This is a genomic window from Paenarthrobacter sp. NPDC089714, from assembly GCF_044748905.1.
GTDB lineage: Bacteria > Actinomycetota > Actinomycetes > Actinomycetales > Micrococcaceae > Arthrobacter.
In genome coordinates this window covers 422,658-444,086 of record NZ_JBIVGX010000003.1, presented here as the reverse complement: position 1 = coordinate 444,086, position 21,429 = coordinate 422,658, and the positions used below count along the sequence as shown (strand labels likewise).

Sequence of the window (21,429 nt, the reverse complement as noted above, 5' to 3'; positions counted from 1 at the left end):
CGTTCGGACCCGTGAACCAGAGGAGTTGCCGAAGGCACCTCGCGGCACCCTCACGTAACAGTCAGTGCACGACGGCGGCTACCGCACTGATCTCCACCAGCGCCCCGGGAACACCGAGGCCAGCCACCCGTGCGGCCATGACCAGCGGTGGTTCATCCGACGCAAGCTCGGAAGCGATGGCGCCGTATCCCGCCCCGAGGTCCGCACCGTCCACAAAGAGCACGGTCCACTGCACCACGTCGGAAAGGGTTGCTCCGGCTGCGGCCAAGGCGGTGCGGGCGTTGGCCAAGGCACGGGCCGACTGTACTGCAACATCGTCCTGTCCAACGAGGTGGCCGTCCGCATCCACAGCATTCTGGCCTCCCACGTAAATGGTGGTTGCGCCAGGCGGCACGATCGCGACATGGCTGAAAGCAGGGCTGTTCACGAGCCCTTGGGGACGAAGGCGCTGGACAGTAGGGAGCTGGTCAGAAGACATGCACGTAATGATGCCACCACCAGGCCTGGGTGTGACCCCGATAACAGATGAAGCCGCCGTTTTCTTAAATAAGGTAAGGCTAAGCTAATCTTCCATCTGTGATTGAGCAAACTGTGTTTGAGCAGGGAAAACAGGCCGGCCTCGAGGCCCACGACCTTGTGCTGCGCTACGGCGCCAAGGACGTGGTCCACGGTGCGGGCCTTAACCTGGAGCCCGGGCGGATCGTCGCCCTGGTGGGCCCCAACGGCAGCGGAAAGTCCACGTTGCTGCGGGCCTTGGCACGTTTGCATGCCACATTGTCGGGAAGTGTTACCGTCAGCCCCTCGGACGGTGAGGCAGTTGATGCCCTCATGATGAAGCGCAGCGATTTCGCCCGCCACGTGACGTTGCTCTCGCAGAGCCGCCCGGTGCCCCACGGCCTGAGCGTCCGTGACGTGGTCGAATTCGGCCGCCATCCGTACCGCGGACGGTGGCGGGCCGCCGACCCCGAGGGGGCTGCCGCCGTCGAACGCGCCATGCTGCTCACCGGCGTCGGCGACTTGGCCGGCAGGGGAGTCCACGAGCTTTCGGGAGGGCAGCTCCAGCGCGTGTGGCTGGCCAGCTGCCTGGCCCAGGACACCTCGGTGCTTCTGCTCGACGAACCGACGAACCATTTGGACCTTCGCTACAAGGTGGAAATCTTCGACCTTGTGTTCGACCTCGCCCGCGTCCATGGCGTAGCCGTCGGCGTCGTGTTGCACGACCTCGACGAGGCCGCGGCGTTGGCCGACCAGGTGGTAGTGCTCTCCAAAGGCCGCATCGCTGCGGCGGGTCCTGCACACGAGGCCCTCGACCCCGCCCTCCTCAGCGAGGTCTATTCCATCCCCATCGTTACCCATACTGATCCGCTGACCGGAAGGCTGCGCACCCGCGCAGTGGGCCGGCACAGCGAAACCCAACCCCTCACCAAGGAAAGGACCATGCGTCCATGAAAATCCCCAAGGCTTTGGCCGCTACGGCTGCTGCCGCGCTTCTCCTCACCGGCTGCGGCACTACAGAAGCACCTGCCGGTTCGGCCTCCAGCGGCGCCGCAGGCGGCAGTGCCATCACCGTGACCGACGCCCGCGGTACGGAGGTCAAACTCGACGGACCCGCCAAGCGCGTAGTCGGCACCGAATGGAACGTCGTGGAGAACCTCACGACGCTCGGCGTCATGCCCGTGGGTGTGGCCGACGTCAAGGGTTACAGTGCCTGGGTCACGGCCGGCAAGCTGGACAGCACGCCCAAGGACATCGGAACCCGCAGCGAACCCAGCTTCGACACCATCGCTTCCCTGGATCCCGACCTGATTGTCGCCACCACAGACCTGGCCGACCCGGTCATCAAGCAGCTTGAGGAGCTTGCTCCCGTTGTGGTGGTCAAGTCCGCCGACGCGAGCCGCCAGATCGCCCAGGCAGAGGACAACCTCAAGCTCGTCGCCAAGGCAACAGGCACGGAGAAGAAGGCCGATGAAGCCATCGCCGCGTTCGATGCAGCGGTGGCCAAGGGCAAGGCCGACCTCGAAAAGGCAGGGCTCGCAGGAAAGCGCGTGGCCTTCGCCGACGGTTGGGTGGCCGACGGCAAGGTTTCTGTACGGCCGTACGTCAAGGGATCACTGATGGCAGACATCAACACCGAACTTGGGCTGGTCAGCCCCTGGACCATGGAAGGCGATCCCGCGTACGGCCTGGCTTCAACCGACGTCGAGGGCTTGACTGCCATCAACGCTGACAGCTTTGCCTACATCACCAACAACGCCGACGGCGACTTCACCGATGAGCTGACCAACAATGCGGTCTGGAAGTCCCTTCCGTTCGTCGCTTCCGGAAGCGTCCACCGCCTGCCGGACGGCATCTGGATGTTCGGTGGCCCGGCTTCGATGACGCAGTACGTCGACGCCCTGGTGGCATCCCTCACCAAATAGCACCGCCGCATCATGACCCAAACAGCACGGAGGCCCGCCATGACCGCTGCCACGGCCGTGGCGGGCGCTCCCGCCCCCGCTCCTGCAGGTTCCCGGCGCTGGTCCGGAACCGTCCTCGCCGCCGTGGCCGGCCTGCTGCTCCTGGTGGCCTTTTCGCTGATCCACCTGACGCAAGGGACGGCCGACGTCGGCCCTGACAAGTTGCTGGGGATGCTCACCGGCAGCGGCTCGGACCAGGCGACAGCGGTGTTGATCGCCTCCCGCGTGCCCCGCCTTGTCGCAGGCCTCCTGGTGGGCGTCGCCCTGGGCGTTGCCGGGGCTGCACTGCAATCGGCAACCCGTAACGTCCTGGCATCACCGGATACCTTGGCAGTCAACGCCGGCGCGCATTTCGCGATCGTAGGCGTAGCGGCGTTCGGCTTGACCTTGCCCGCGCTCTTGTCCGGTGGAGTTGCCTTCCTTGGCGGCCTCGCCGCAGCCGTGCTCGTGCTGGCGCTGTCCGGTGGTGGAGCCAACGGCAACGGTGGCCCCATTCGCCTGGTCCTTGCAGGGACAGCGCTGGCGCTGGGGCTTCATTCGGCGACCAGCGCCCTCCTGCTGCTTTTCAGCCAGCAAACAACCGGGCTGTACGCCTGGGGACAAGGAAGCCTTGCCCAGTCCCGCAGTGATGAATTGCTGCAGTTCACGCCGGTGGTAGTGGTTGCTGTCGCCTTGCTCCTGGTACTGTCCCGCAGGCTTGACCTCCTGGGCTTGGGAGACGATGCCTCGAGGCTGGCGGGCGCGGATCCGCGTGTCGCCCGGGTGGCCGCCGTCGTGCTGGCTGTTGTCCTGTCCGCAGCGGCGGTGACCATCGCGGGACCCATCGGTTTTGTCGGGCTATGTGCCCCGGCGATCGTTCGCTTGCTGGCCAGCCGCCTCCGCGGCCTCGGCAGACACCGTTCCCTCCTGCCCGTTTCCGGGTTGGCCGGAGCGATCGTCGTGGTTGGCGCGGATGTCGCCGTACGAGGGCTGTTCGGCGCCCAGGCCGGCGTCGAGGTACCAACGGGCGCGGTGACCACCGTCTTTGGCGCAGTGTTCCTGGTGGCCTTGGCGTTGCGCATGACCGACGCCGGTCTCAGCGCGGCCGGGGATGCCCTGGCACGATTGCGCTCGCGCAGTTTTTTCAGGGGCGTCCTGATGGCCTTGCTGGTGCTGTTGGCAGGGCTGCTTGTGGCCGGAGCTTTGCTTGGCGATGCCAAATTGCTGCTGGGGGATCTGACCAATTGGTTAACGGGGCAATCCGGAAACCGGGTCAATGCCATCCTGGGCACCCGGATGCCGCGGGTCCTGGCCGCGGTCCTGGCGGGTGCGGCGCTGGCCCTTGCCGGCGCCCTCATTCAGGCAGTTTCCCGGAACTCCTTGGCCGAGCCTGGCATCCTGGGTGTCTCGGGCGGCGGCGGTTTGGCAGCCATTGCGGTGATCACCACAGCACCACTGGCTGGAGCGTGGGTGGTTACCGGCTCGGCTTTACTGGGAGCCGCGTTCTCCGCCGTCTTGGTCTTTGGCCTCTCCTTCCGCGGAGGCCTGCAGCAGAACCGGCTTGTCCTGATAGGAATCGGCGTCTCCGCGGGACTCGCAGCCATCATCACCGTCCTGCTCGTTTCAACGGATCCGTTCAACCAGACCAAGGCTTTGACCTGGCTTTCCGGGTCAACGTACGGGCGAAACTTCGCGTCGGTCCTGCCTCCGCTGCTTGCGCTGGTGATGGCCGTGCCCGTGCTGGCCGCCCTGCGGAGGGACCTCGACCTGATTGCCGTGGACGACGATTCGCCCCGCGTCCTTGGCATCCAACTGACGCGGTCCCGGTTGATTCTCCTCTCCGTGGCAGTGCTCCTGACCGCCGGGGCGGTTTCGTCGGTGGGCGTCATTGCTTTCGTGGGCCTCGTGGCTCCTCACGCTGCACGCACCTTGGTGGGCGCGCGGCACGCGCGCGTCCTTCCGGTGGCGGCCCTGATCGGCGCTTCCACTGTGGTCCTGGCTGACGTCATCGGGCGCACAATCATTGCCCCTGCCCAGATACCCGCCGGCATCACCACGGCGCTGGTGGGCGCGCCCTACTTTGTCTACTTGCTGTGGCGGTCCCGCGTGGATCGGAGTGCCTGAAACCGGCAGCGGTGGCCTGGCGGTGGGAGTCCTTGAAGGGCGCACGGCGGCGGCGGTAGCATAGCCGCCACCACACCCGAACGCAGCCAATCGAGGAGCCAACCATGGGTGAAAGTGCAGCGGAGAAAACGTCAGCCAAGTTGATGGTGGATCTCATCATTTCCTTGGACGGCTACGCCTCGGGCGAAGGCTGGCCCGGCTGGTGGGGGCTGGAAGGACCGGAATATTTGGCTTGGCTGGACGAAGAAGGAAAAAAGGACATCACCCTTCTTATGGGGGCCAACACGTATAAGGTCATGTCCGGCCTTTCCCAGCAGGCGGAGGACGAAGGCTCAGGGTTTTCCGACGACGAAGGTGCAAGCCTGACAGGGTTGGCAGCTATGCCCAAAATCGTCTTCTCCAAATCCGTGGAGGAACCGCTGGCCTGGCCAAACACCGAGCTTGTACGTGGGGATGCCGTGGAGGCCGTCCGGGAGCTGAAGCGCACCCGCACGGGAACCTTGAGTACCCTGGGCAGCCTCAGCCTGACCCGGTCACTGCTGTCTGCAGGACTGGTGGACCGTTACCGGCTGGTGGTCTTTCCCGTCATTACCGGCCGGACCGGGAGCGAGCGGATCTACGACGGATATCCGGACGTAGCCCTGGAACTCGTGGAGAGTCGCACCTTCGATGGGCGGTCCCAACTCCTCGAGTACGTTCCCACCCTGATCGAGGGACCGCCCCCGGGACGCCCGTGACCTGCCGCCTTCGCCTGCCCGACTAGTAAATAAGTAAACTTACTAATAGGCTGGCAAGCCGGGAGGGTCCCGGACAAACGGTGGAATGAGGCAACCATGAGTGAAGAGCAGGGCATCGCAAAAGTCACGGACATCATCAACCACACCAAGATTGGCATGTTGACCACCATCAACGAATCAGGGGCATTGGTCAGCCGCCCTTTGGCCGTCCAGGAAGTCCGTGATGACGGTGACCTCTGGTTCTTTACAGGCTTGGGCACCTCGCAGGTAGCCCACATCCGGGGCGACAGCAGGGTCAACGTCTCCTTCGGCAAGAACACCGAGTGGGTCTCCGTGGCCGGCACCGCGGAAGTGGTCACGGACAGGACTACCATCCGTGAACTCTGGAACCAGGCCGTAGAAGCATGGTTCCCTGACGGCCCCGAAACTCCTGAGGTCTGCCTGCTTCGGGTGGACTCCGACTCCGCGGAGTACTGGACCACTCCGGGCGGAACCGCTGCCACCGTCCTTCAATGGGTAAAGTCCAAAGTTTCCGATTCGCGGATGAGCGTCGGCGAGAGTGGGACGGTGGACCTCTAGGACCCCGGCTATTGCGGCAAGACGAGCATGTAGCCGGTAGGCAGGTCGGTGCTCCACCGCCGCGGTTCGCGGACCACGAACTGCGTGGCCAATTGTTCCGGATTCAGCAACGTGTCAGGGGCCGGTGAAGGGCCCCATTGGCCACTGCCGTAAGGGTACAGCGGATCCATGACCCTGATGCCGGTTACCTGGAACTCCGAATGCAACCGGGGATCGCCTACTGACTCGAACCCACTCATCACCCATGCGTGGCGTCCACTCCACATCACCAGGCCAACTGGCCTGCCGGTGTAGGCCATGGCCCGAGCAGCGGTTCGCAGTGCGTCCTCGTAAGCCGGAATGCTCACCACCTTGTAGGGGCCCATGCCCACCTCCCCAAGCACCGCCGCCCAGCCCATGGGGTTGGCACCGTTGAAGGCGTTGGACGAACGCACCCTGGCCATCTCCCACAATTCGCCTTGTTGGGCCTGCCCTGCCCACGTGCCCTCGCCGCCCTTCCGAACCAGGTTGTGAGCCATCTGGATGCTCGCGGCCACGCACCACTCGAAGGTGTACTGCGGTACGAAATCGCCGTCCTCATAGAGGTTGAAGGTGAAGGGCTGCGGTTCGGCTATCTTGGTTGGCGCGGGAAGCGGTGCCGGGGTTGCCGCGGCGGTGGGTGACGCGTCGCCTGCCATGGCCGCTGCGGATTCGACCGGACCGGGCTGGCTGGCTGAGGCTGCCTGCGCGGGCGGGGGAGAGGGGAGGTCGACAGCCGGTGAGCAGCCCGACGTCAGGAACGCTGCAACAGCGACTCCGACAAAGAGACGGGCTGGGGTACCGGTCATGGTCGAACCAGTCTATTCCTGCCCTTGTGATGCAGGACAGGTATGCGTAGCGTGGAGGGATAGGCACTTCGCCGATGCAGCCCGGCGGTTCTTGCCTTCCATCCCCCTTGGAGGCCGTCATGGCCATAGACAATTTCGCGCGCTTTATCCAGGAATCCCTGGTTATTGAAGAAGACACCGACGACGGCATGGATATCGATACCCTCTACGGCCTGTACATCAGCTGGTGCCGGATAGCCGACATAGCGCGGGAACCCGAAACGCGATTCCTCTCCACTTTGCGCCGGCATCGGCTCCGTTGGGGCCGCCAGGACGGCGGCTGGGTCCTCGTGGGCCTGCGCATGATCGGTCCCGCTGCCCGGGACTATGTCACGTCCGGTGCAGTTCTTTCCCACGCCGGAAATGACGAGGTGTGGGAGCTTCCTTTGGAACCGGGCGCGGCCGCCTGACCGGCCGCCTCCAACGGGTCAACCCACTCAGGAACCGTGCCGGAGCGCTCAGGGTGATGTACTTACAGGGTCCTGGCCAGGCTGAGTAAGTCCACACCGTGGAGCGCATCCGCAGCACGGACCAGGGCCAGATGCGAGAAGGCTTGGGGATAGTTCCCGGCCATCCGTCCTTCTTGAGTGTCGTACTCTTCGCTGAGCAGGCCTAGTTCATTGCTGAGCCCCACCAGCTGGTCCATGAGGCGTGTGGCATCGTCTTCCCTGCCTGTTCGGGCGTACTGTTCCACCAGCCAGAACGAGCAGGCCAGGAAGGGGTGTTCTCCGGGTTCCAGGCCGTCCACACCCGTCTCCGTCCTGTATCGCAGCAGCAGGCCGCCGTCGTTCAGCAGTTCGTCTTCCAGTCGTGCCACCGTACCCAGCATCCGTTCGTCGCGGTACGGCAGGAACCCAACCTGGGGCATGACCAGGAGGGCTGCGTCCGTTTGGGTTCCGCCGTAGGTCTGGGTAAAAGAATTGAGCCCAGGGTTGAAGGCCCGGTCCATGATCTCTTCGCGCAGCTTTTCGCGGAGGTACTCCCAATGCTCGGCCGGGCCCTCAAGGCCGTGATCTCGAACTGCACGAATGCCGCAGTCGAAGGCGGCCCACATCATCACCCGTGAATGGGTGAAGAACCGTGGCTCACCCCGTATTTCCCAGAGGCCGTAGTCCTTGTCATCAAGGTGTTTCTCGACGAATCCCAGCAAGATCTGTTGCAGGGTCCAGGAGAAATGGTCCTCCTTGCCGCCAGCCATACGCAGTCTTTCCAGAGCCACCATGACTTCGCCAACCACATCGGCCTGGAACTGTGCCACGGCCGCATTTCCGATCCGCACGGGCCGGGAATCTGCGTACCCCGGAAGATGATCGAGAACCCGCTCCGGCAGGTCCCGTTCGCCTCCGATGCCGTACATGATCTGAAGGTCCTCCGGCTGGCCGGCCAGCGCCCGCAGCAGCCAGTCACGCCACTGCAATGCTTCGGTTTCGTAGCCATGCGTCAACATCGATTCCAAGGTCAACGCAGCATCACGCAACCAGCAAAACCGGTAGTCCCAGTTCCTGGAGCCGCCAAATTCCTCCGGGAGGGAGGTTGTGGGGGCGGCGACAATCCCGCCCGTTTCGTAGTTCGTCAGGGCACGCAGGACCAAGAGGGACCGCTTGATGGCTTCTCCGTAGGCGCCGTTGGAGCGGCAGTGGCTGCCCCACGTTGTCCAGTAGGCAGTGGCCTGCTGCAGGGCGGCGTCCACATCGATTCTTGCCGGCGCCGGACGATGCGACGGAAACCAGGTCAACTCGAAGTCGACAATGTCCGACGCCGATACCGTGAACCCTCCTGCGTGACCGTGTGTGTGCGGTTCCGGAAGGTGCGGGCCGCGAAGGGCCAAAGCGTCCGGCCCGGCCAAGGCCTGGAGCATGGTCCCGCCGGAATCAAGGTCGTGGACTCGTCGCGTCCAGGGGACGATCTTCGCGTAGCCCGGACGAATGACCAGTTCCTGGTGCATTTCCACCACGCCCTCAAGCCCGGTGATGCGGCGCAGAACCGACGACGTGGCATGCCCTACCGGCATGAAATCTGTGACCCGGACGGAACCCGTGGACGTACGCCAGTGTGTTTCCACGATGAAGGTCGAATCAACGTATGAGCGGCTAGTCACCACGGCTTCCGGGTCACCCGGGGCGAGCAACCACCGTCCGTGTTCATCAGCGCCCAACAGGGCGCTGAACTGCGCGGGGGAGTCGAACCTCGGGAAACATGCCCAATCAAGGCTGCCGCGACGGGAAACCAGCGGCCCGGTCAGGAGATCCGACAGCAGTGCATAGTCCTCGATGGGATCGGCCATGGCTTTACTAAAACACACCCGGAAGCGTGAGGGGAGGGGCTATCTGGCAGCGCTCAGCGCCAACGGCGAGCAGACAAAGAACTGTGGCTGCTCAACCTGGGCGAACGGAACGACGATCCAGCGGCCACCATAAAACTCAACATAGGAGTCCTGGTTGCATTGTGCGTAAGCTTCTTCCCGCGTCATCGTCTTCTCCTTTCCTCATCTAGGTTTTGGACCACCACTACTGATCTGTGTCTGACCGGAACAGGTGCCCTTCTGCTCTTCGATTGGTACTCTTAACTATAGACTTTCATTGATAAGGGTCAATAGACATTCAAGGTTAAATGTCACTTTCTTCGAGGAGGACGAGTACCGGTGTCGACATGGAAAGAGCAACTGGCTTTCGCCCCGCTGGAGACTGCCGACAGGGGAGAGGAAGTCGCCCGGCGCCTTAGACACGCCATAGAACTCGGCGTCCTCGAGGACGGATCCCAACTGCCGAGCGAAAGCTATCTGGCCACCAGAATGGGCGTGTCAACATTGACGCTGCGGGCAGCCCTGGCCGAATTGCGGGGATTGGGTCTCGTGGAGACCCGGCGCGGCAAGGGCGGAGGAAGCTTCGTCAAGGCCAACACGGGCGACGTCGCGCGGATGCAAAAACAGTCGGTCGGCACCTACTCCTTGGAGGATTTGCGCGACCTCCGCGAGTTCCGCGCGTTCCTGGCCGGCAGCGCCGCTGCGGCCGCAGCGGAGAGATCCAGTCGGCTGTCCCTGGCCCGCCTTGAGTACATGTCCGATGAAATCCGGACAAGCGAACACCCGGCGGACGCGATCCGGGCCGACAGCAAATTCCACATTGAGCTTGCGGCGAGCTCCGGCTCCGTCAGGCTGACCAGGCAGGAAGCGGAGCTGCAAGCCGAGGTTGGCCCACTGATCTGGATGGACCCTGCACCCCGCAGGCAGGCCGCGGCCGACGATCACGCGCGGATCGTCGAGGCCATTAAGGCCGGCGATGTCGCGCTAAGCCGGCAGCTCGCCGAAGACCATGTGCGGCGGGACATGAACCTGGTCATCGACGAACGGTTGGAGCTGGACGTTTCGCCCATCGATACCAAAGGAAAGCCCCCGTCCGTGGACCGCGTAGTGACGGCCATCGAGACGCTCGCCGGCACTTTCCAGGGGATCGCCGCAGCCTCACTTCGAGACCTCGAGCAGGCCGTTCGCACCAGCATTTCCTCGGGCGTGAGCCGGGAAAAGGCGGATTCGGAGATTTATGCCGTGGCCAGAAGGTCACTGGCCATCGGGGTACCCCTCCTGTACGGCAACGGCTTCATGGCCGATCAGGATTTCTATGGGGAGGGATGGATAGCGTGGTGCTACGCGCCTACGGGCCCTGAGTCCCACCAGCGGCTGTACATCGATATGGATCTCTATGAGGTGAACACCGTACCGTGGCTGCCGGGGGAGGACACAGAGGAGGGCGGCTACCACGTCAGCCACGCCTACGTGGACGCCAGCGGAACCAATGAGATTGTGATGACTTTCGGCAGGCGTATCACCGTAGACGGCCAGTACGCCGGGGTAGTGGGCGCCGATGTTTCGGTCAGCCAACTCCAGACTGCGTTCGAACCCCATCTGCGCGCATTGCCGCCCAACAGCTGCATCGTTGACCAGCATGGAGCAATTCTGGCAACGAACACCGGCCGCTTTGTAGGTGGAACCATACCCGTCGATTCCGGGGATTCACATGAGCTGCCCGGCGTCCCATGGCGGCTCTGTATCGGCTACGCCGGTTAGACGCCGCGCGGGTCTGGCGAGAGTCAGTTAGCCCCGACCAACTCGTTGAGCCAAGCAACTTCGAGTTCCCTGCTGCTGCGGGGCTGGAACCTGGCGTATTCGCCACTGAATTTCGCGTCCGGTTCACTAAGACGCTGTCCATCCAACGTGACGAAGGGCAGCTCATCCAGGTACGCCACCCGCGGGAGCCGGGTGATGTTGAACTCCGTGATGCATTGCGAGCAGATCGGCGTCGCCCGGATGTACGCGTGGGCAGGGTTGGTCCAGCAGGTTTCGCAGTAGGCAATCTCGCCGGGCATGTTTTCCTCAGTGGTGGGCGCTGACGTGCACTGTCAATTCTCACAGCTGCCACCATGCGGTTTCGAGCAGGTGTGACCAGCCCCACGGTGTGACGTGGCACAACACGGAAGCACGTTTCCAACACCACAGACCGTTTGGCGCTGACCCGAGAGGCTGGGCATGTCAGCGCCTCGGGGGATCCCGAATTCCCTCTGGTGGCGAAATACGTTATCCGTTTTCTCGGGATGCTCAGTTGCGCCGTTGCTTGAGGGCGACGTAGTCGGACATTCTCGTGGCGGATCTCGCGGCATGTTGGGCGATGATGGCGGGGCTGTAGCCCAGTAGGTCCATGAGGGTTCGGGCGTCTACTTCCTGGGTGAGATCGCGAAGTGTTGCGTTTCGTGCCCGTTGGCTGTCGATGCCCAGGACATGGAGTCGTTCGGAAAGCGTCGCAGGGTGGATGTGCTGGCCTGCCCGGGTGCCTGGGAACAGCCATTTCGTGTTGGTGTTTGTCGTGTTCCGGTTTTCTTTTCCTTGGCGTTGGTGCCAAAACATCTCGGTTATGGCTTCGGGTATCGCGGCGGGTATCGTGCCCAGCTTGAGGAACATGCCCTCTGGAGTGCTGTCGATGTCTTCATCGCTGAGCATCACGATCTTGTTCACGGGATGAGCCCAGAGCAGCAGGATGAGACCTGCAAGGCGCGTCGAGGTGATGACGTGGTTGTAATCGAGGCAGTTGCGAACCAGTTGGATGCGTTCGTGTTGGGTGATCATCGGCACGGAATGTGCGGGTCGGAATGGCACGTCGAGTTGCCCGTAAGGTCTGCGGTGTTGCCGGTTGAGCCAGCGTACGAAATTGCGGACATGTTTGCGGGTGCTGGGCCCGCTGCTGAGATATTCGTCGATGTGGGCTTGCCTGAGTTCATCAGCCCCGATGCCATGGGTGCTGCGGAGCCAGATGAGAAGTTTGGCGGCTTCGGTAATCTCCTGTTTGGCCGCGTGGGTCACGGTTTCAAGGTTCACGGTTGGGTCCGTGGCTCTGTCGCGGATGCGTTTGAGGTGATGCCATGCTGCGAAGCGTTCGATGTTCTGGGCTGTTCCATCCTCGGGGAGGTCACTGATTTTGGCGGTAAGCCATTGTTCGAACCGTACGAGTCTTTCGTTGCCGCGTCCGGGCATGATGCGGTGGTGCATGAGCAGGTAGCGCAGGTGTTCGGCGGCGGTGGACCGGGGGAGCGCATCGAAGGCTTCGTGGGTGAGTGGAAGTGTTCGGTCGCCGATGGCTTTCAGGAGTTCCCTGGCCTGGGTGCCAGGGCGCATGTAGGTGTAGATGCTTTCGGGTCTGCCGGCTTCCGTTAGGAGGCCGAGGAGGCGGTGCAGGCTGAGGTTGTCGCCGGGTTTGAGCACTGCGGTGAGGTCGTCGTTGAGAGCGCAGCGGATACAAAGGCCGCCCCGGAACCTTTCCATTTCGCGGTTGCATCGGGTGCAGGTGAGTTTGGTGGTGATGCCTGCGCAGTCGCGGCAGATGGGCTGGTGGTCGGGTGAGCGTCCGGGGAGCATGCGGGTTTCGAGGCAGCGGGGGCATCTGCCGCGGGTGTGGGTGGCCTCTGTGAAGCAGGCTCCGCAGACCGGGCCGTCTGGCCAGCGGACCCGGATCTTGGCCACCAGTTGGTTGCATCGGCTGCAGAGATATTCTCCGCTGGAGCGTGGCCGACCACGTTTCCTGGCGGTCTGCGGGCCGTTGAGTGTGGGCGGCCTAGCGGATCCGTTGCCGCCAGTGGGCGGCCGGCCCGGTTTAGCCATCGTCCTCGACGATTCGTGCGCGCACTGGCCGGTAGTTGTGCAGGTCAGGGATGTCTTCGCCGGCAGCTTTGCGGTGCCGGATGGTCTTGGTTTCTGTGGCTGAGTAGGTGATGAGGTCGTTGGGTGTTACGTCCAGGGCATCACAGAGTGCGACGAGAACCTTGAAGGAGATCCGTTCGGGCTCTTGGGTCACGATCCGCCAAATTGCGTTGGCAGTCAGTGTGATGCCGCGATCATGCAGCAGAGCAGCGAGCTCTTTGGCCGTGTGGACCCCTCGTCGGGCCATGATCTCCCGGACCCGCCAGGTGTAGGCGATTTCTCGTCTGGTCATGGGTGCTTCCTTTCCGAGGGCAGCTCCAGGGCCGCTTTGATGGTTCGTTCGTGCACGCGCTCAAGGGCGAGGCGCTGGTAGTCGGGGGAGGGCAGCGTGTATATCGAGGTCGTGTAGGCGTGATCATGGCCGAGCTGCAGCTGTATAAAGGTCAGATCAAACCCTTCGCCGGTGCTTAGGTGTGTGGCGTAGGAGCGCCGGAAAGAATGCAGGTCCAGTCCCGGCGGGTATCCCAGCTCATCCAGGAGCTCATGGAGCCGGCCGTTCAGGTGCGACTCACCCACGACTTTCCCGCCGCTGGTGGGGAACACGTCCGTGACCGGATAGCCGTAGCGGGGTAGTCCGCTTCTGATCCAATCGGCCATCATTTCCGCGGACCACTCCCAAACGGTGAGAACGGAACGGCTCTTTTTCGCTGAACCCTTATGTGGTTTTCCCCAGCGCACGAGGACCACGCCGTGATCGCCAAGGAAGGGTGCCTTGCCGTTACGGGAGAAGTCGGACACCTGTAAGCGGCGAAACTCCTCGGAGCGCAGCCCCCAGCTGTACGCCGTCTTGAAAGCAATCGCGTCACGCCATGCAGACAATGCGCCCTTGCGGCCCGAGGCCAGGATCCGCTCGACTTCGAGATCTGCAAGGTCGAAGAGTTCCTGAAGTTCACGCTGGCTGAACGGCCGTTTCCCGGGCCGCGCTTCGGTTGGCTGCGAATGCGTAACCCGGTTCAGTTCCGTCACGACCTGGGCAAAGACCCGACCAAACAGCTTCGCGCTTTGCTCGCACCAGTCATAGTGCGGGCTGCAAGCATAGTCACAGAACAGTTTCACCGCGCCCTGATACGAGCGGACAGTGCCGTGGGACAGGTTCCTCACCGCCCGCGCGTGGGAGAAATAGTCATCAGCGTCGCCAAGGCTCCATTCCCACGGATACCTGCCCGAGAAGTCCACGAGACTCAAGACAACATTGCGCCTGGAACGGATGGTCGCTGCCGAGAAATCCTTCGCTCGCTGCTGCCGTTCCCAGCCCTCCAGAACGAGCGCCAGGAACGAGTCCGGATCCGGCGTTTGACCGCCGAAAGGAACATAGAGAACATTCCCGTCATCCCGTGCCATGGCTTGCCTCGCATCATCAACAGCTCTTTGCAATTTTCGCACACAGATTGCGAAAAACGCAATCATCAAACGGTGAAACCGCAGTTCAGACGCCAAATACGGCGGCCACAACGAGTGCGAAACAACGCGCACCCTCAGAACCCCAGCAATCCAGTCGTCAAGGCAAAATCGCAGGTCAGCACCGCATTAGGGGAGATGCAGCAGGCGTTTCCCACATCCTCACGATGTGCAACAACCGCACTTAGAGTCATTACTACTTTACATAATGTAGATTATCGGCGTTTGCTGCACATGCTGGAGAGGGGCCGTCCCGCACAGCCGAAACGGCCCCTAATACGCTCGCGTCAGGCGCCTACATAAGCCGCCAGGTGCTTCGCTGTCAGCGTCGACCTGCCGGCCACAAGCTCCGCCGGCGTTCCAGCGAAAACGATCTTGCCGCCGTCGTGCCCGGCCCCGGGTCCCAAATCGATGATCCAGTCGGCATGGGCCATGACCGCTTGGTGATGTTCGATCACTATGACGGACTTGCCGGACTCAACCAGTCGGTCCAGCATGCCGAGCAGATTCTGGACATCGGCCAGGTGCAGGCCCGTGGTGGGCTCGTCCAGGATGTAGATATCGCCCTTCTCGGACATCTGGGTGGCAAGCTTCAGGCGCTGGCGCTCACCGCCGGACAGCGTCGTCAACGGCTGGCCCAGCGTCAGGTATCCCAGTCCGACGTCGGCAAGCCGGTCCAGGATCTTGTGGGCTGCCGGCGTGCGGGCGTCGCCCTCGCTGAAGAACTTCTCCGCCTCATTCACAGACATTGCAAGCACTTCTGCAATATTGCGTCCGCCCAGCCTGTACTCGAGAACCGACGCCTGAAAGCGCTTTCCCTCGCATTCCTCGCACGTCGATTCAACGGTGGCCATGACACCCAGATCCGTGTAGATCACCCCGGCGCCATTGCACGTGGGGCAAGCACCCTCGGAATTGGAACTGAACAACGCCGGCTTCACGCCGTTGGCTTTGGCGAAAGCCTTGCGGATGGGTTCCAGGAGTCCCGTGTACGTGGCCGGGTTGCTGCGCCGCGAACCGCGGATGGCGCCCTGATCGATGACCAGGACCCCGTCGCGCTTGGCCACCGATCCGTGCACCAGCGAGCTCTTGCCTGAACCGGCAACTCCCGTCAGGACGCAAAGTACGCCCAGTGGAATGTCGATGTCGACGTCCTGCAGGTTGTTCGTCGAGGCGCCACGTACCTCAAACTGGCCCGTGGCAGGCCGGAACGTGTCCTTGATTGCGGCGCGGTCATCGAGGTGCCGCCCGGTAATGGTGTCGCTCCCCCGCAAACCGTCGAGGTCACCCTCGAAGCAGACGGTTCCACCTCCGGTACCGGCTCCTGGGCCGAGGTCTACGACGTGGTCGGCGATAGCGATGGTCTCGGGTTTGTGCTCCACCACCAACACTGTGTTGCCCTTGTCCCGAAGCTGCAGCAGCAGCTGGTTCATGCGCTCAATGTCGTGCGGGTGGAGTCCAATGGTTGGCTCGTCGAAAACGTAGGTGATGTCTGTCAGGGACGAACCCAGGTGACGGATCATCTTTGTCCGCTGCGCCTCTCCCCCGGACAAGGTACCGGCGGGACGGTCCAGGGACAGGTAGCCGAGCCCGATGCCGGTGAAGGAATCAAGCAGGTGCTGCAGTCCCTTCAGGAGGGGTGCAACGGATGGTTCGTCCAATGCCCTGATCCAGCCCGCGAGATCGCTGATCTGCATCTTGCAGACGTCGGCAATGCTCTTGCCCTGGATCTTGGACGATCGGGCCTCGGGACTGAGGCGCGTCCCTTCACACTCCGGGCACGTGGTGAACGTGATGGCGCGCTCCACGAACGCCCGGACATGCGGCTGCAGGGCATCCACATCCTTGGACAGCATCGACTTCTGGATCTTGGTAATGATGCCTTCGTAGGTGAGGTTGATGCCCTCCACCTTGACCTTGGTGGGTTCGCGGTAGAGGAGGTCGTGAAGTTCCTTCTTGGTGAACTTGGCGATCGGCTTGTCCATGTTGAAGTAGCCGGTCCCGCTGAAGATGCGACCGTACCAGCCGTCCATGCTGTAGCCGGGCACGGTCAAGGCGCCCTCGCTCAGGGACTTGCTGTCATCGTAAAGCGCGGTGAGATCGAAGTCGCTGACCGACCCCATGCCTTCGCACCGGGAACACATGCCTCCCAGGCGGTTGAAGGAAGCCTTCTCGGTCTTGGTCTTGCCTTCGCCGCGCTCCACGGTGATGGCTCCACTGGCCTTGACGGTGGGGACGTTGAAAGAATACGCATTGGGTGAGCCAATATGCGGATGACCGAGCCTGCTGAACAAGATGCGCAACATCGCGTTGGCGTCGGTTGCGGTGCCAACCGTGGACCTGGGGTTGGACCCCATGCGCTCCTGGTCAACAATGATGGCTGTGGTCAGGCCTTCAAGCATGTCCACGTCGGGCCGCGAGAGGGACGGCATAAAACCCTGGACGAACGCACTGTAGGTCTCATTGATCATGCGTTGCGATTCGGCGGCGATGGTTCCGAACACCAGCGAGCTCTTGCCGGAGCCCGAGACACCAGTGAACACCGTGAGCCGGCGTTTGGGGATGTCGATGCTGACGTCCTTGAGGTTGTTCTCGCGGGCTCCCTGCACACGGATGAGGTCGTGGGTGTCCGCTACGTGGGACGCCGAAGATTCCGTTTCCGTGCTCGCGGCAATGCTCATGATTTCTCCATCTGCCAGGCGCCGCTGCCTCGGCGTCGCCCATCCCCTGACCGGCCTGCTGCGGCCAGTACGTTCGATTCTCGTTCGTTGGCGCGGATGCGGCAACGGTACGTTCCACACTACTGGGCAGTACGCGCCGCCACGGTGAACACACGGCAACAACCCGGGCCCATTGTCTTCGCGTCCATACTCGCTAAGAATGAAGCATGCCGGTCTACATGAGGTCCCTCGAAACCGCAGTCCCGCCAACCATCCTTGTCCAATCGCAAGCTCGTGATGTTTTCGCAGCCCAACCAGGCCTGACCAGGCTTGGCTCCCGCCTTGTCACTACCTGCTTCGACTCCGCCGCCATCGATACCCGGTACACGGCCGTGGCCGAATTGAGCCTGGATGCCCATCCCGAAAATCCGCAGTTCTTCGACCTCGAAAGCAACCGCGTGCTGAGTCCCAGCACCAAGGCACGGAACGAAATCTTCGCCGTCGAAGCCACCAAACTCTTCATCGAGGCCGGCAAGGCAGCCGTGGCAGGTGCTCCCGGGATCGGCCTGGATGACATCACGCACGTCATCACCGTCTCCTGCACTGGATTCTTCAACCCGGGACCGGACTACAAGGTGGTCAGGGCCCTGGGCCTCCAGCCTTCGGTCCAGCGCTACCATCTGGGGTTCATGGGGTGCTACGCCGCGTTCCCGGCGCTCAGGGCCGCCAAACAATTCTGTGTGGCGGATCCATCGGCTGTTGTCCTGGTCATTTGTGCCGAACTGTGCTCCCTGCACGTGCGCACCTCCAACGATCCGGACACCATCATGGGTTCGGCCATCTTCGGCGACGGAGCCGGGGCAGCCGTCGTCACAGCCCGGGAACCCGAAGGGCCGGAGCCCGTCATCCGGCTGGACCACTTCGAGACCGTGCTGACCCCTGTGGGTGAAGAAGCCATGGCCTGGAACATCGGCGATGAAGGCTTCGAGATGGTCCTCGGTTCCTACGTGCCCCACATCATTGAAGATCACATCACGGGAGCTTTGGAACCGCTCCTCGCCAAGGAACCCGGACTCAGCGACAAGCCCTACCGGGACATCACGCATTGGGCCATCCATCCGGGCGGACGCAGCATCCTGGACAAGGTGGAGTCCAAACTGGAACTGACGGCAGATCAACTTGTCCCTGCCCGGGAGACCTTGCGGGAGTACGGGAACATGAGCAGCGCCACGGTGATGTTTGTCCTCAAGTACATGCTGGACAGGCCAGCCCACGAGCGTGAGGAACGGATCTGCTCCATGGCCTTCGGACCCGGCCTGACCGTGGAGACGGGACTCCTGACGCTGGTCTCCCCCGCCCTGTGAGTCCGTGGGGGTCCCTCGCGCAACGGGACCTGGATGCCGTGGAGGACATGGATCGCCCCGATTGCGACCTTCAGCGCCTCAACCGCAGCTACGCCCGCTTCCCCGTGGTGAACGCCCTGCTGTCCGGATGGCACAGGTTGTACCGCGAGCGGTTTGTACCACTTTTGCGTCCGCGGGAATCCGTCTCGGTACTGGATATCGGTTGCGGCGGCGGTGACGTCGCCCGCAGCCTGGCCCGCTGGGCATTGCGCGACGGTTTCGACCTTCGGGTGACGGCGATCGACCCCGACGAGCGCGCGTTCGCTTTCGCTTCGGTGGCCCGGAGCCTGCCAGGAGTGGAGTACCGGCAGGCCCTCAGCTCCGACCTGGTGGCGGAGGGGCGTGAATTCCACATTGTGCTGTCCAACCACATGCTGCACCACCTTGACGCTGCCAATCTGGCCGCTGTCCTCTTTGACTCGGAACAGTTGGCTACCTCGATGTCGCTGCACAACGACCTACGGCGCAGCAATGTGGCCTATGCGCTCTTTGCGGCAGGTTTCTGGCCGCTTGGCGTGGGATCGTTCATTTGCGGTGACGGCCTGGTCTCCATCAGGCGCAGCTATACCCCGTCAGAACTGCGTGCGGTGGCCCCCGACGGTTGGCGCGTGGAACCGAATGGCCCCTGGCACAACCTGCTTGTTCGGGAGGCCCGCTCCAAGGACGTCCGTGCGCGTGGAGCCTGACGTTGTTATTGTCGGGGCGGGCCCTGTGGGACTCTTTCTGGGGGTCCTCCTGCTGCAGCGCGGGAGGTCGGTACGCATCCTGGAACGCCGTACCGTGCGCAGCAACCGATCGCGGGCCATCGGTATTCACCCTCCTGCCCTGAAGGAGCTCCAGCGGGCGGGACTCGCCAGCGGGCTCGTGGCTGAAGGGATAAGCATCCCGAGGGGCGTGGCGTACAGCAGGGGAAAAAGGGTCGCCGAATTGCCCTTCTCCGGAGATCCGGGCTTTCCGTTCATCCTTGCAGTTCCCCAACCGGTGACGGAACGCGTGCTGGAGGAGGCCGTCGCAGCGTTGGACCCGCAGGCACTTGTGCGCGGTGCCAACGTCCACACACTGATTGACGACGGCGGCACTGTCAGTATCGGAGCGGACTCACCTTCGGGAGCACTCGGGTTCCGGTCCGGGCTGGCTGTAGCCGCTGATGGCGCCCATTCCAGGTTCCGTGAGCGGTTCGAGCCCGGCGCGCGGGCCCGGGACTATCCGGACTACTACCTCATGGGAGACTTCCAGGACACCACGGGGCATGGACAAGACGCCGTCCTCTACCTCGAGCCGGACGGGATCGTGGAATCCTTCCCGTTGCCTGGTGGCGTACGGCGGTGGGTGGTGCGGCTCGGCGCACCGGCAACAAGCCCGACGGCGGGTGGCCTGGCCGCGCTGGTCAGCGCCAGGACAGGCGCGGCGCCGGACCCGGCCACCAACACCATGCTGAGCGCCTTTGGCGTACAGTCCCGGCTGGCTTCTTCAATGGTGCACGGGCGTGTGGTCTTGCTGGGCGATGCGGCGCACGAGATCAGCCCTATCGGCGGGCAAGGCATGAACCTCGGGTGGCTGGACGCCGCAGCCTTGGCACCCATCATCGATGCTTCGCTCGCGGGTGAGGAAGTGGGCAGGGACGTCAGGCGCTTTGAACGCGCCCGTGGCCGCGCCGCCTCCAAGGCATCACGTCAAGCGGGGATGAACATGGCTTTGGGCAGGCCCATGCCGCCTTCAGCGCTGAGCGCCAGGAACAGCCTCTTTGCGACTGCCCTTCGAGTGGGCTGCGTCTCCGGGCTGGTGGAGCGCCGCTTTACGATGCGCTGGTGAACCTTGGCCGACTCAGCTGCCCGTGTAGTAGCAGTCGTAGGTGTCCTGGCTGGCGATCAAACCGTCCCGCAGTTCAAAAACTGCGGTGCTCCGCGCACGGATGGTTTCCCCGGCATCCCAGTGCGGGAGATCCAGAAGCAGGACGGCGGACCAGTTCATCTCCAGCACCACCCGGTTTCCTTCGGTAGTGGTCCGGACAATCTCGAACCTCTGCCCGGAAACGATTGCCTTGCTGTCGTCAGCTCCGGCCAGGGTCTCTTCGCGGGTGCGGGTGGAGCCCGTCTTGGACAGGGCATGGGGCCATTCGGTCAGGGTGAAGTCCTCGGCCAGGAACGGATCGATAACGGCTCCTCCTCCGCCGGCTTCCACGGTCCTGACGAATCCAAGTACTACTTCCAGGGGGTCGCTGTGGCTCATCCGATGAGCCTAACCCACCTGCCGCGCCGCTCCATCCACCGGGCGGGCAGGCGGAACGGATAGGCTCAGCTCATGACCCAGCACGTTCGGCCGCTGTACGGCCCCTCCACGGACTTCACCGCAACCGACATCCGGGACACAGCGCGGAGGCTCTTGGATATGGAGCCCCTGCCCCCGATCGTCCAGGCCGGTCATCCCGTGCTCCGCCAGCATGCAGCTCCTTTTGACGGGCAAATCGACGACGAAGAACTGCACGCCCTGATCGAGCGCATGCGTGAGGTCATGCATGCTGCACCCGGTGTGGGCCTGGCAGCGCCGCAACTCGGTCTACCCCTCCAAATAGCCGTCCTGGAGGACCAGTACCAGATAGACCCCGCATCGGCGGCAGCCAGGAACCGCGAGCCGTTGGAGTTCCTGGCCGTGCTGAACCCGTCGTACACGGCGGTTGGTCCTGAGAGCGCATCCTTCTACGAGGGGTGCCTCTCAGTCAGCGGCTACCAAGCGGTTGTCAGCAGGCCCTCCTCGGTACAGCTTGAGTGCCTCACCCCGGATGGTGCCCCGTTTGAAGGCGTGTACTACGGATGGCAGGCACGGATCGTGCAGCACGAAACCGATCACTTGATGGGCGCCCTTTACCTGGACCGGGCCGAACTGCGGTCGCTGTCCAGCAACGCCGAACATGCCGCCCGATGGTCCGGTCCCGGGATCGAGGATGCCCGCGCTGCCCTCGGCTTCCTCCGCAGCTAGACTA

Annotated in this window: 21 protein-coding genes; 11 read left to right on the top strand and 10 right to left on the bottom strand. The window is 63.2% G+C overall.

The genetic code is table 11. From position 1 onward, the window contains the following. Window positions 1–61: 61 nt before the first annotated feature. The gene (locus ACIPY3_RS08680; protein ID WP_400332569.1) at window positions 62–478 is read right to left on the bottom strand and encodes a Rid family hydrolase; all 417 of its coding nucleotides are present in this window, start codon (window positions 476–478) and stop codon (window positions 62–64) included. 98 nt (window positions 479–576) lie between these two features. Between ACIPY3_RS08680 and ACIPY3_RS08675 the strand changes: the two genes are divergently transcribed. The 5 genes from ACIPY3_RS08675 (at window position 577) to ACIPY3_RS08655 (ending at window position 5,878) form a co-directional block, all read left to right on the top strand. Next, the gene (locus ACIPY3_RS08675; protein WP_400332566.1) at window positions 577–1,449 is read left to right on the top strand and encodes an ABC transporter ATP-binding protein; all 873 of its coding nucleotides are present in this window, start codon (window positions 577–579) and stop codon (window positions 1,447–1,449) included. Beyond that, complete coding sequence (locus ACIPY3_RS08670; RefSeq protein WP_400332564.1) at window positions 1,446–2,420, top strand: iron-siderophore ABC transporter substrate-binding protein; 975 nt, start codon at window positions 1,446–1,448, stop codon at window positions 2,418–2,420. Before ACIPY3_RS08675 ends, ACIPY3_RS08670 begins: the two co-directional genes overlap by 4 nt. Before the next feature lie 12 nt (window positions 2,421–2,432). Next, window positions 2,433–4,562, top strand: coding sequence for an iron ABC transporter permease (locus tag ACIPY3_RS08665; protein ID WP_400332561.1), 2,130 nt, complete (start codon window positions 2,433–2,435; stop codon window positions 4,560–4,562). A gap of 104 nt (window positions 4,563–4,666) precedes the next feature. Then, on the top strand, window positions 4,667–5,299 hold the full coding sequence (locus tag ACIPY3_RS08660) for a dihydrofolate reductase family protein (protein ID WP_400332558.1): 633 nt from the start codon (window positions 4,667–4,669) through the stop codon (window positions 5,297–5,299). A gap of 96 nt (window positions 5,300–5,395) precedes the next feature. Further along, window positions 5,396–5,878, top strand: coding sequence for a pyridoxamine 5'-phosphate oxidase family protein (locus ACIPY3_RS08655; RefSeq protein ID WP_400332555.1), 483 nt, complete (start codon window positions 5,396–5,398; stop codon window positions 5,876–5,878). Window positions 5,879–5,886: 8 nt separating this feature from the next. Here the strand turns inward: ACIPY3_RS08655 and ACIPY3_RS08650 are convergent, their stop codons facing one another. Further along, window positions 5,887–6,705 (bottom strand): hypothetical protein, encoded by an 819-nt coding sequence (locus ACIPY3_RS08650; protein WP_400332552.1) that lies wholly within the window; start codon window positions 6,703–6,705, stop codon window positions 5,887–5,889. A gap of 119 nt (window positions 6,706–6,824) precedes the next feature. Here ACIPY3_RS08650 and ACIPY3_RS08645 point away from each other — a divergent pair, with 119 nt between their 5' ends. Next, a complete protein-coding gene (locus ACIPY3_RS08645; RefSeq protein ID WP_400332550.1) occupies window positions 6,825–7,154 on the top strand; it encodes a hypothetical protein in 330 nt (109 codons plus the stop codon). A 62-nt stretch (window positions 7,155–7,216) separates the two neighbouring features. Here the strand turns inward: ACIPY3_RS08645 and ACIPY3_RS08640 are convergent, their stop codons facing one another. Together ACIPY3_RS08640 and ACIPY3_RS08635 are read right to left on the bottom strand one after the other, a co-directional pair. Beyond that, window positions 7,217–9,028: a glycoside hydrolase family 15 protein gene (locus ACIPY3_RS08640; RefSeq protein ID WP_400332547.1), complete on the bottom strand. Its 1,812-nt coding sequence runs from the start codon at window positions 9,026–9,028 to the stop codon at window positions 7,217–7,219. A gap of 39 nt (window positions 9,029–9,067) precedes the next feature. Further along, complete coding sequence (locus ACIPY3_RS08635) at window positions 9,068–9,214, bottom strand: hypothetical protein (protein ID WP_400332545.1); 147 nt, start codon at window positions 9,212–9,214, stop codon at window positions 9,068–9,070. A gap of 171 nt (window positions 9,215–9,385) precedes the next feature. Here ACIPY3_RS08635 and ACIPY3_RS08630 point away from each other — a divergent pair, with 171 nt between their 5' ends. Then, window positions 9,386–10,807, top strand: coding sequence for an FCD domain-containing protein (locus ACIPY3_RS08630; protein ID WP_400332542.1), 1,422 nt, complete (start codon window positions 9,386–9,388; stop codon window positions 10,805–10,807). A gap of 23 nt (window positions 10,808–10,830) precedes the next feature. On the opposite strand, the gene ACIPY3_RS08625 is transcribed toward ACIPY3_RS08630, so the two are convergent. The 5 genes from ACIPY3_RS08625 to ACIPY3_RS08605 all read right to left on the bottom strand — a co-directional run bounded on the left by ACIPY3_RS08625 (window position 10,831) and on the right by ACIPY3_RS08605 (window position 17,067). Beyond that, a complete protein-coding gene (locus ACIPY3_RS08625) occupies window positions 10,831–11,106 on the bottom strand; it encodes a hypothetical protein (protein ID WP_400332539.1) in 276 nt (91 codons plus the stop codon). A gap of 229 nt (window positions 11,107–11,335) precedes the next feature. Beyond that, complete coding sequence (locus ACIPY3_RS08620) at window positions 11,336–12,553, bottom strand: hypothetical protein (protein WP_400332537.1); 1,218 nt, start codon at window positions 12,551–12,553, stop codon at window positions 11,336–11,338. Window positions 12,554–12,881: 328 nt separating this feature from the next. Beyond that, window positions 12,882–13,220 carry a helix-turn-helix domain-containing protein gene (locus ACIPY3_RS08615; RefSeq protein WP_400332534.1) on the bottom strand — a complete coding sequence of 113 codons (339 nt, stop codon included), beginning with the start codon at window positions 13,218–13,220 and terminating at the stop codon, window positions 12,882–12,884. Next, on the bottom strand, window positions 13,217–14,329 hold the full coding sequence (locus ACIPY3_RS08610; RefSeq protein ID WP_400332531.1) for a tyrosine-type recombinase/integrase: 1,113 nt from the start codon (window positions 14,327–14,329) through the stop codon (window positions 13,217–13,219). Before ACIPY3_RS08610 ends, ACIPY3_RS08615 begins: the two co-directional genes overlap by 4 nt. 344 nt (window positions 14,330–14,673) lie before the next feature. Continuing rightward, complete coding sequence (locus tag ACIPY3_RS08605; protein WP_400332529.1) at window positions 14,674–17,067, bottom strand: ATP-binding cassette domain-containing protein; 2,394 nt, start codon at window positions 17,065–17,067, stop codon at window positions 14,674–14,676. Window positions 17,068–17,273: 206 nt separating this feature from the next. On the opposite strand from ACIPY3_RS08605, the gene ACIPY3_RS08600 reads away from it, so the two are divergent. Genes ACIPY3_RS08600 through ACIPY3_RS08590 form a run of 3 tightly spaced genes read left to right on the top strand, consistent with a single transcriptional unit; the run spans window position 17,274 to window position 20,261 of the window. Continuing rightward, window positions 17,274–18,410, top strand: coding sequence for a type III polyketide synthase (locus ACIPY3_RS08600; protein ID WP_400332527.1), 1,137 nt, complete (start codon window positions 17,274–17,276; stop codon window positions 18,408–18,410). 47 nt (window positions 18,411–18,457) lie between these two features. Continuing rightward, complete coding sequence (locus ACIPY3_RS08595) at window positions 18,458–19,135, top strand: class I SAM-dependent methyltransferase (RefSeq protein WP_400332524.1); 678 nt, start codon at window positions 18,458–18,460, stop codon at window positions 19,133–19,135. Further along, entirely contained in the window at window positions 19,125–20,261 is a 1,137-nt protein-coding gene (locus tag ACIPY3_RS08590) for an FAD-dependent oxidoreductase (protein ID WP_400332627.1), read from the top strand. The genes ACIPY3_RS08595 and ACIPY3_RS08590 overlap by 11 nt, the downstream gene beginning before the upstream one ends. 12 nt (window positions 20,262–20,273) lie before the next feature. On the opposite strand, the gene ACIPY3_RS08585 is transcribed toward ACIPY3_RS08590, so the two are convergent. Then, window positions 20,274–20,678: a nuclear transport factor 2 family protein gene (locus ACIPY3_RS08585; protein WP_400332522.1), complete on the bottom strand. Its 405-nt coding sequence runs from the start codon at window positions 20,676–20,678 to the stop codon at window positions 20,274–20,276. Between the two features lie 72 nt (window positions 20,679–20,750). Here ACIPY3_RS08585 and ACIPY3_RS08580 point away from each other — a divergent pair, with 72 nt between their 5' ends. Beyond that, entirely contained in the window at window positions 20,751–21,425 is a 675-nt protein-coding gene (locus ACIPY3_RS08580; protein WP_400332520.1) for a peptide deformylase, read from the top strand. Window positions 21,426–21,429 lie beyond the last annotated feature (4 nt).

Bases quoted from the DNA above. Each gene is read 5' to 3' on its own strand.
- ACIPY3_RS08660 (WP_400332558.1), top strand. From the start codon at position 4,667: ATGGGTGAAAGTGCAGCGGAGAAAACGTCAGCCAAGTTGATGGTGGAT.
- ACIPY3_RS08650 (WP_400332552.1), bottom strand. From the start codon at position 6,705: ATGACCGGTACCCCAGCCCGTCTCTTTGTCGGAGTCGCTGTTGCAGCG.
- ACIPY3_RS08580 (WP_400332520.1), top strand. From the start codon at position 20,751: ATGACCCAGCACGTTCGGCCGCTGTACGGCCCCTCCACGGACTTCACC.
- ACIPY3_RS08620 (WP_400332537.1), bottom strand. From the start codon at position 12,553: ATGGAAAGGTTCCGGGGCGGCCTTTGTATCCGCTGCGCTCTCAACGAC.
- ACIPY3_RS08670 (WP_400332564.1), top strand. From the start codon at position 1,446: ATGAAAATCCCCAAGGCTTTGGCCGCTACGGCTGCTGCCGCGCTTCTC.
- ACIPY3_RS08610 (WP_400332531.1), bottom strand. From the start codon at position 14,329: ATGGCACGGGATGACGGGAATGTTCTCTATGTTCCTTTCGGCGGTCAA.
- ACIPY3_RS08595 (WP_400332524.1), top strand. From the start codon at position 18,458: ATGGATCGCCCCGATTGCGACCTTCAGCGCCTCAACCGCAGCTACGCC.
- ACIPY3_RS08585 (WP_400332522.1), bottom strand. From the start codon at position 20,678: ATGAGCCACAGCGACCCCCTGGAAGTAGTACTTGGATTCGTCAGGACC.
- ACIPY3_RS08640 (WP_400332547.1), bottom strand. From the start codon at position 9,028: ATGGCCGATCCCATCGAGGACTATGCACTGCTGTCGGATCTCCTGACC.
- ACIPY3_RS08625 (WP_400332539.1), bottom strand. From the start codon at position 11,106: ATGCCCGGCGAGATTGCCTACTGCGAAACCTGCTGGACCAACCCTGCC.
- ACIPY3_RS08665 (WP_400332561.1), top strand. From the start codon at position 2,433: ATGACCCAAACAGCACGGAGGCCCGCCATGACCGCTGCCACGGCCGTG.
- ACIPY3_RS08600 (WP_400332527.1), top strand. From the start codon at position 17,274: ATGCCGGTCTACATGAGGTCCCTCGAAACCGCAGTCCCGCCAACCATC.
- ACIPY3_RS08605 (WP_400332529.1), bottom strand. From the start codon at position 17,067: ATGAGCATTGCCGCGAGCACGGAAACGGAATCTTCGGCGTCCCACGTA.
- ACIPY3_RS08645 (WP_400332550.1), top strand. From the start codon at position 6,825: ATGGCCATAGACAATTTCGCGCGCTTTATCCAGGAATCCCTGGTTATT.
- ACIPY3_RS08635 (WP_400332545.1), bottom strand. From the start codon at position 9,214: ATGACGCGGGAAGAAGCTTACGCACAATGCAACCAGGACTCCTATGTT.
- ACIPY3_RS08615 (WP_400332534.1), bottom strand. From the start codon at position 13,220: ATGACCAGACGAGAAATCGCCTACACCTGGCGGGTCCGGGAGATCATG.
- ACIPY3_RS08655 (WP_400332555.1), top strand. From the start codon at position 5,396: ATGAGTGAAGAGCAGGGCATCGCAAAAGTCACGGACATCATCAACCAC.
- ACIPY3_RS08680 (WP_400332569.1), bottom strand. From the start codon at position 478: ATGTCTTCTGACCAGCTCCCTACTGTCCAGCGCCTTCGTCCCCAAGGG.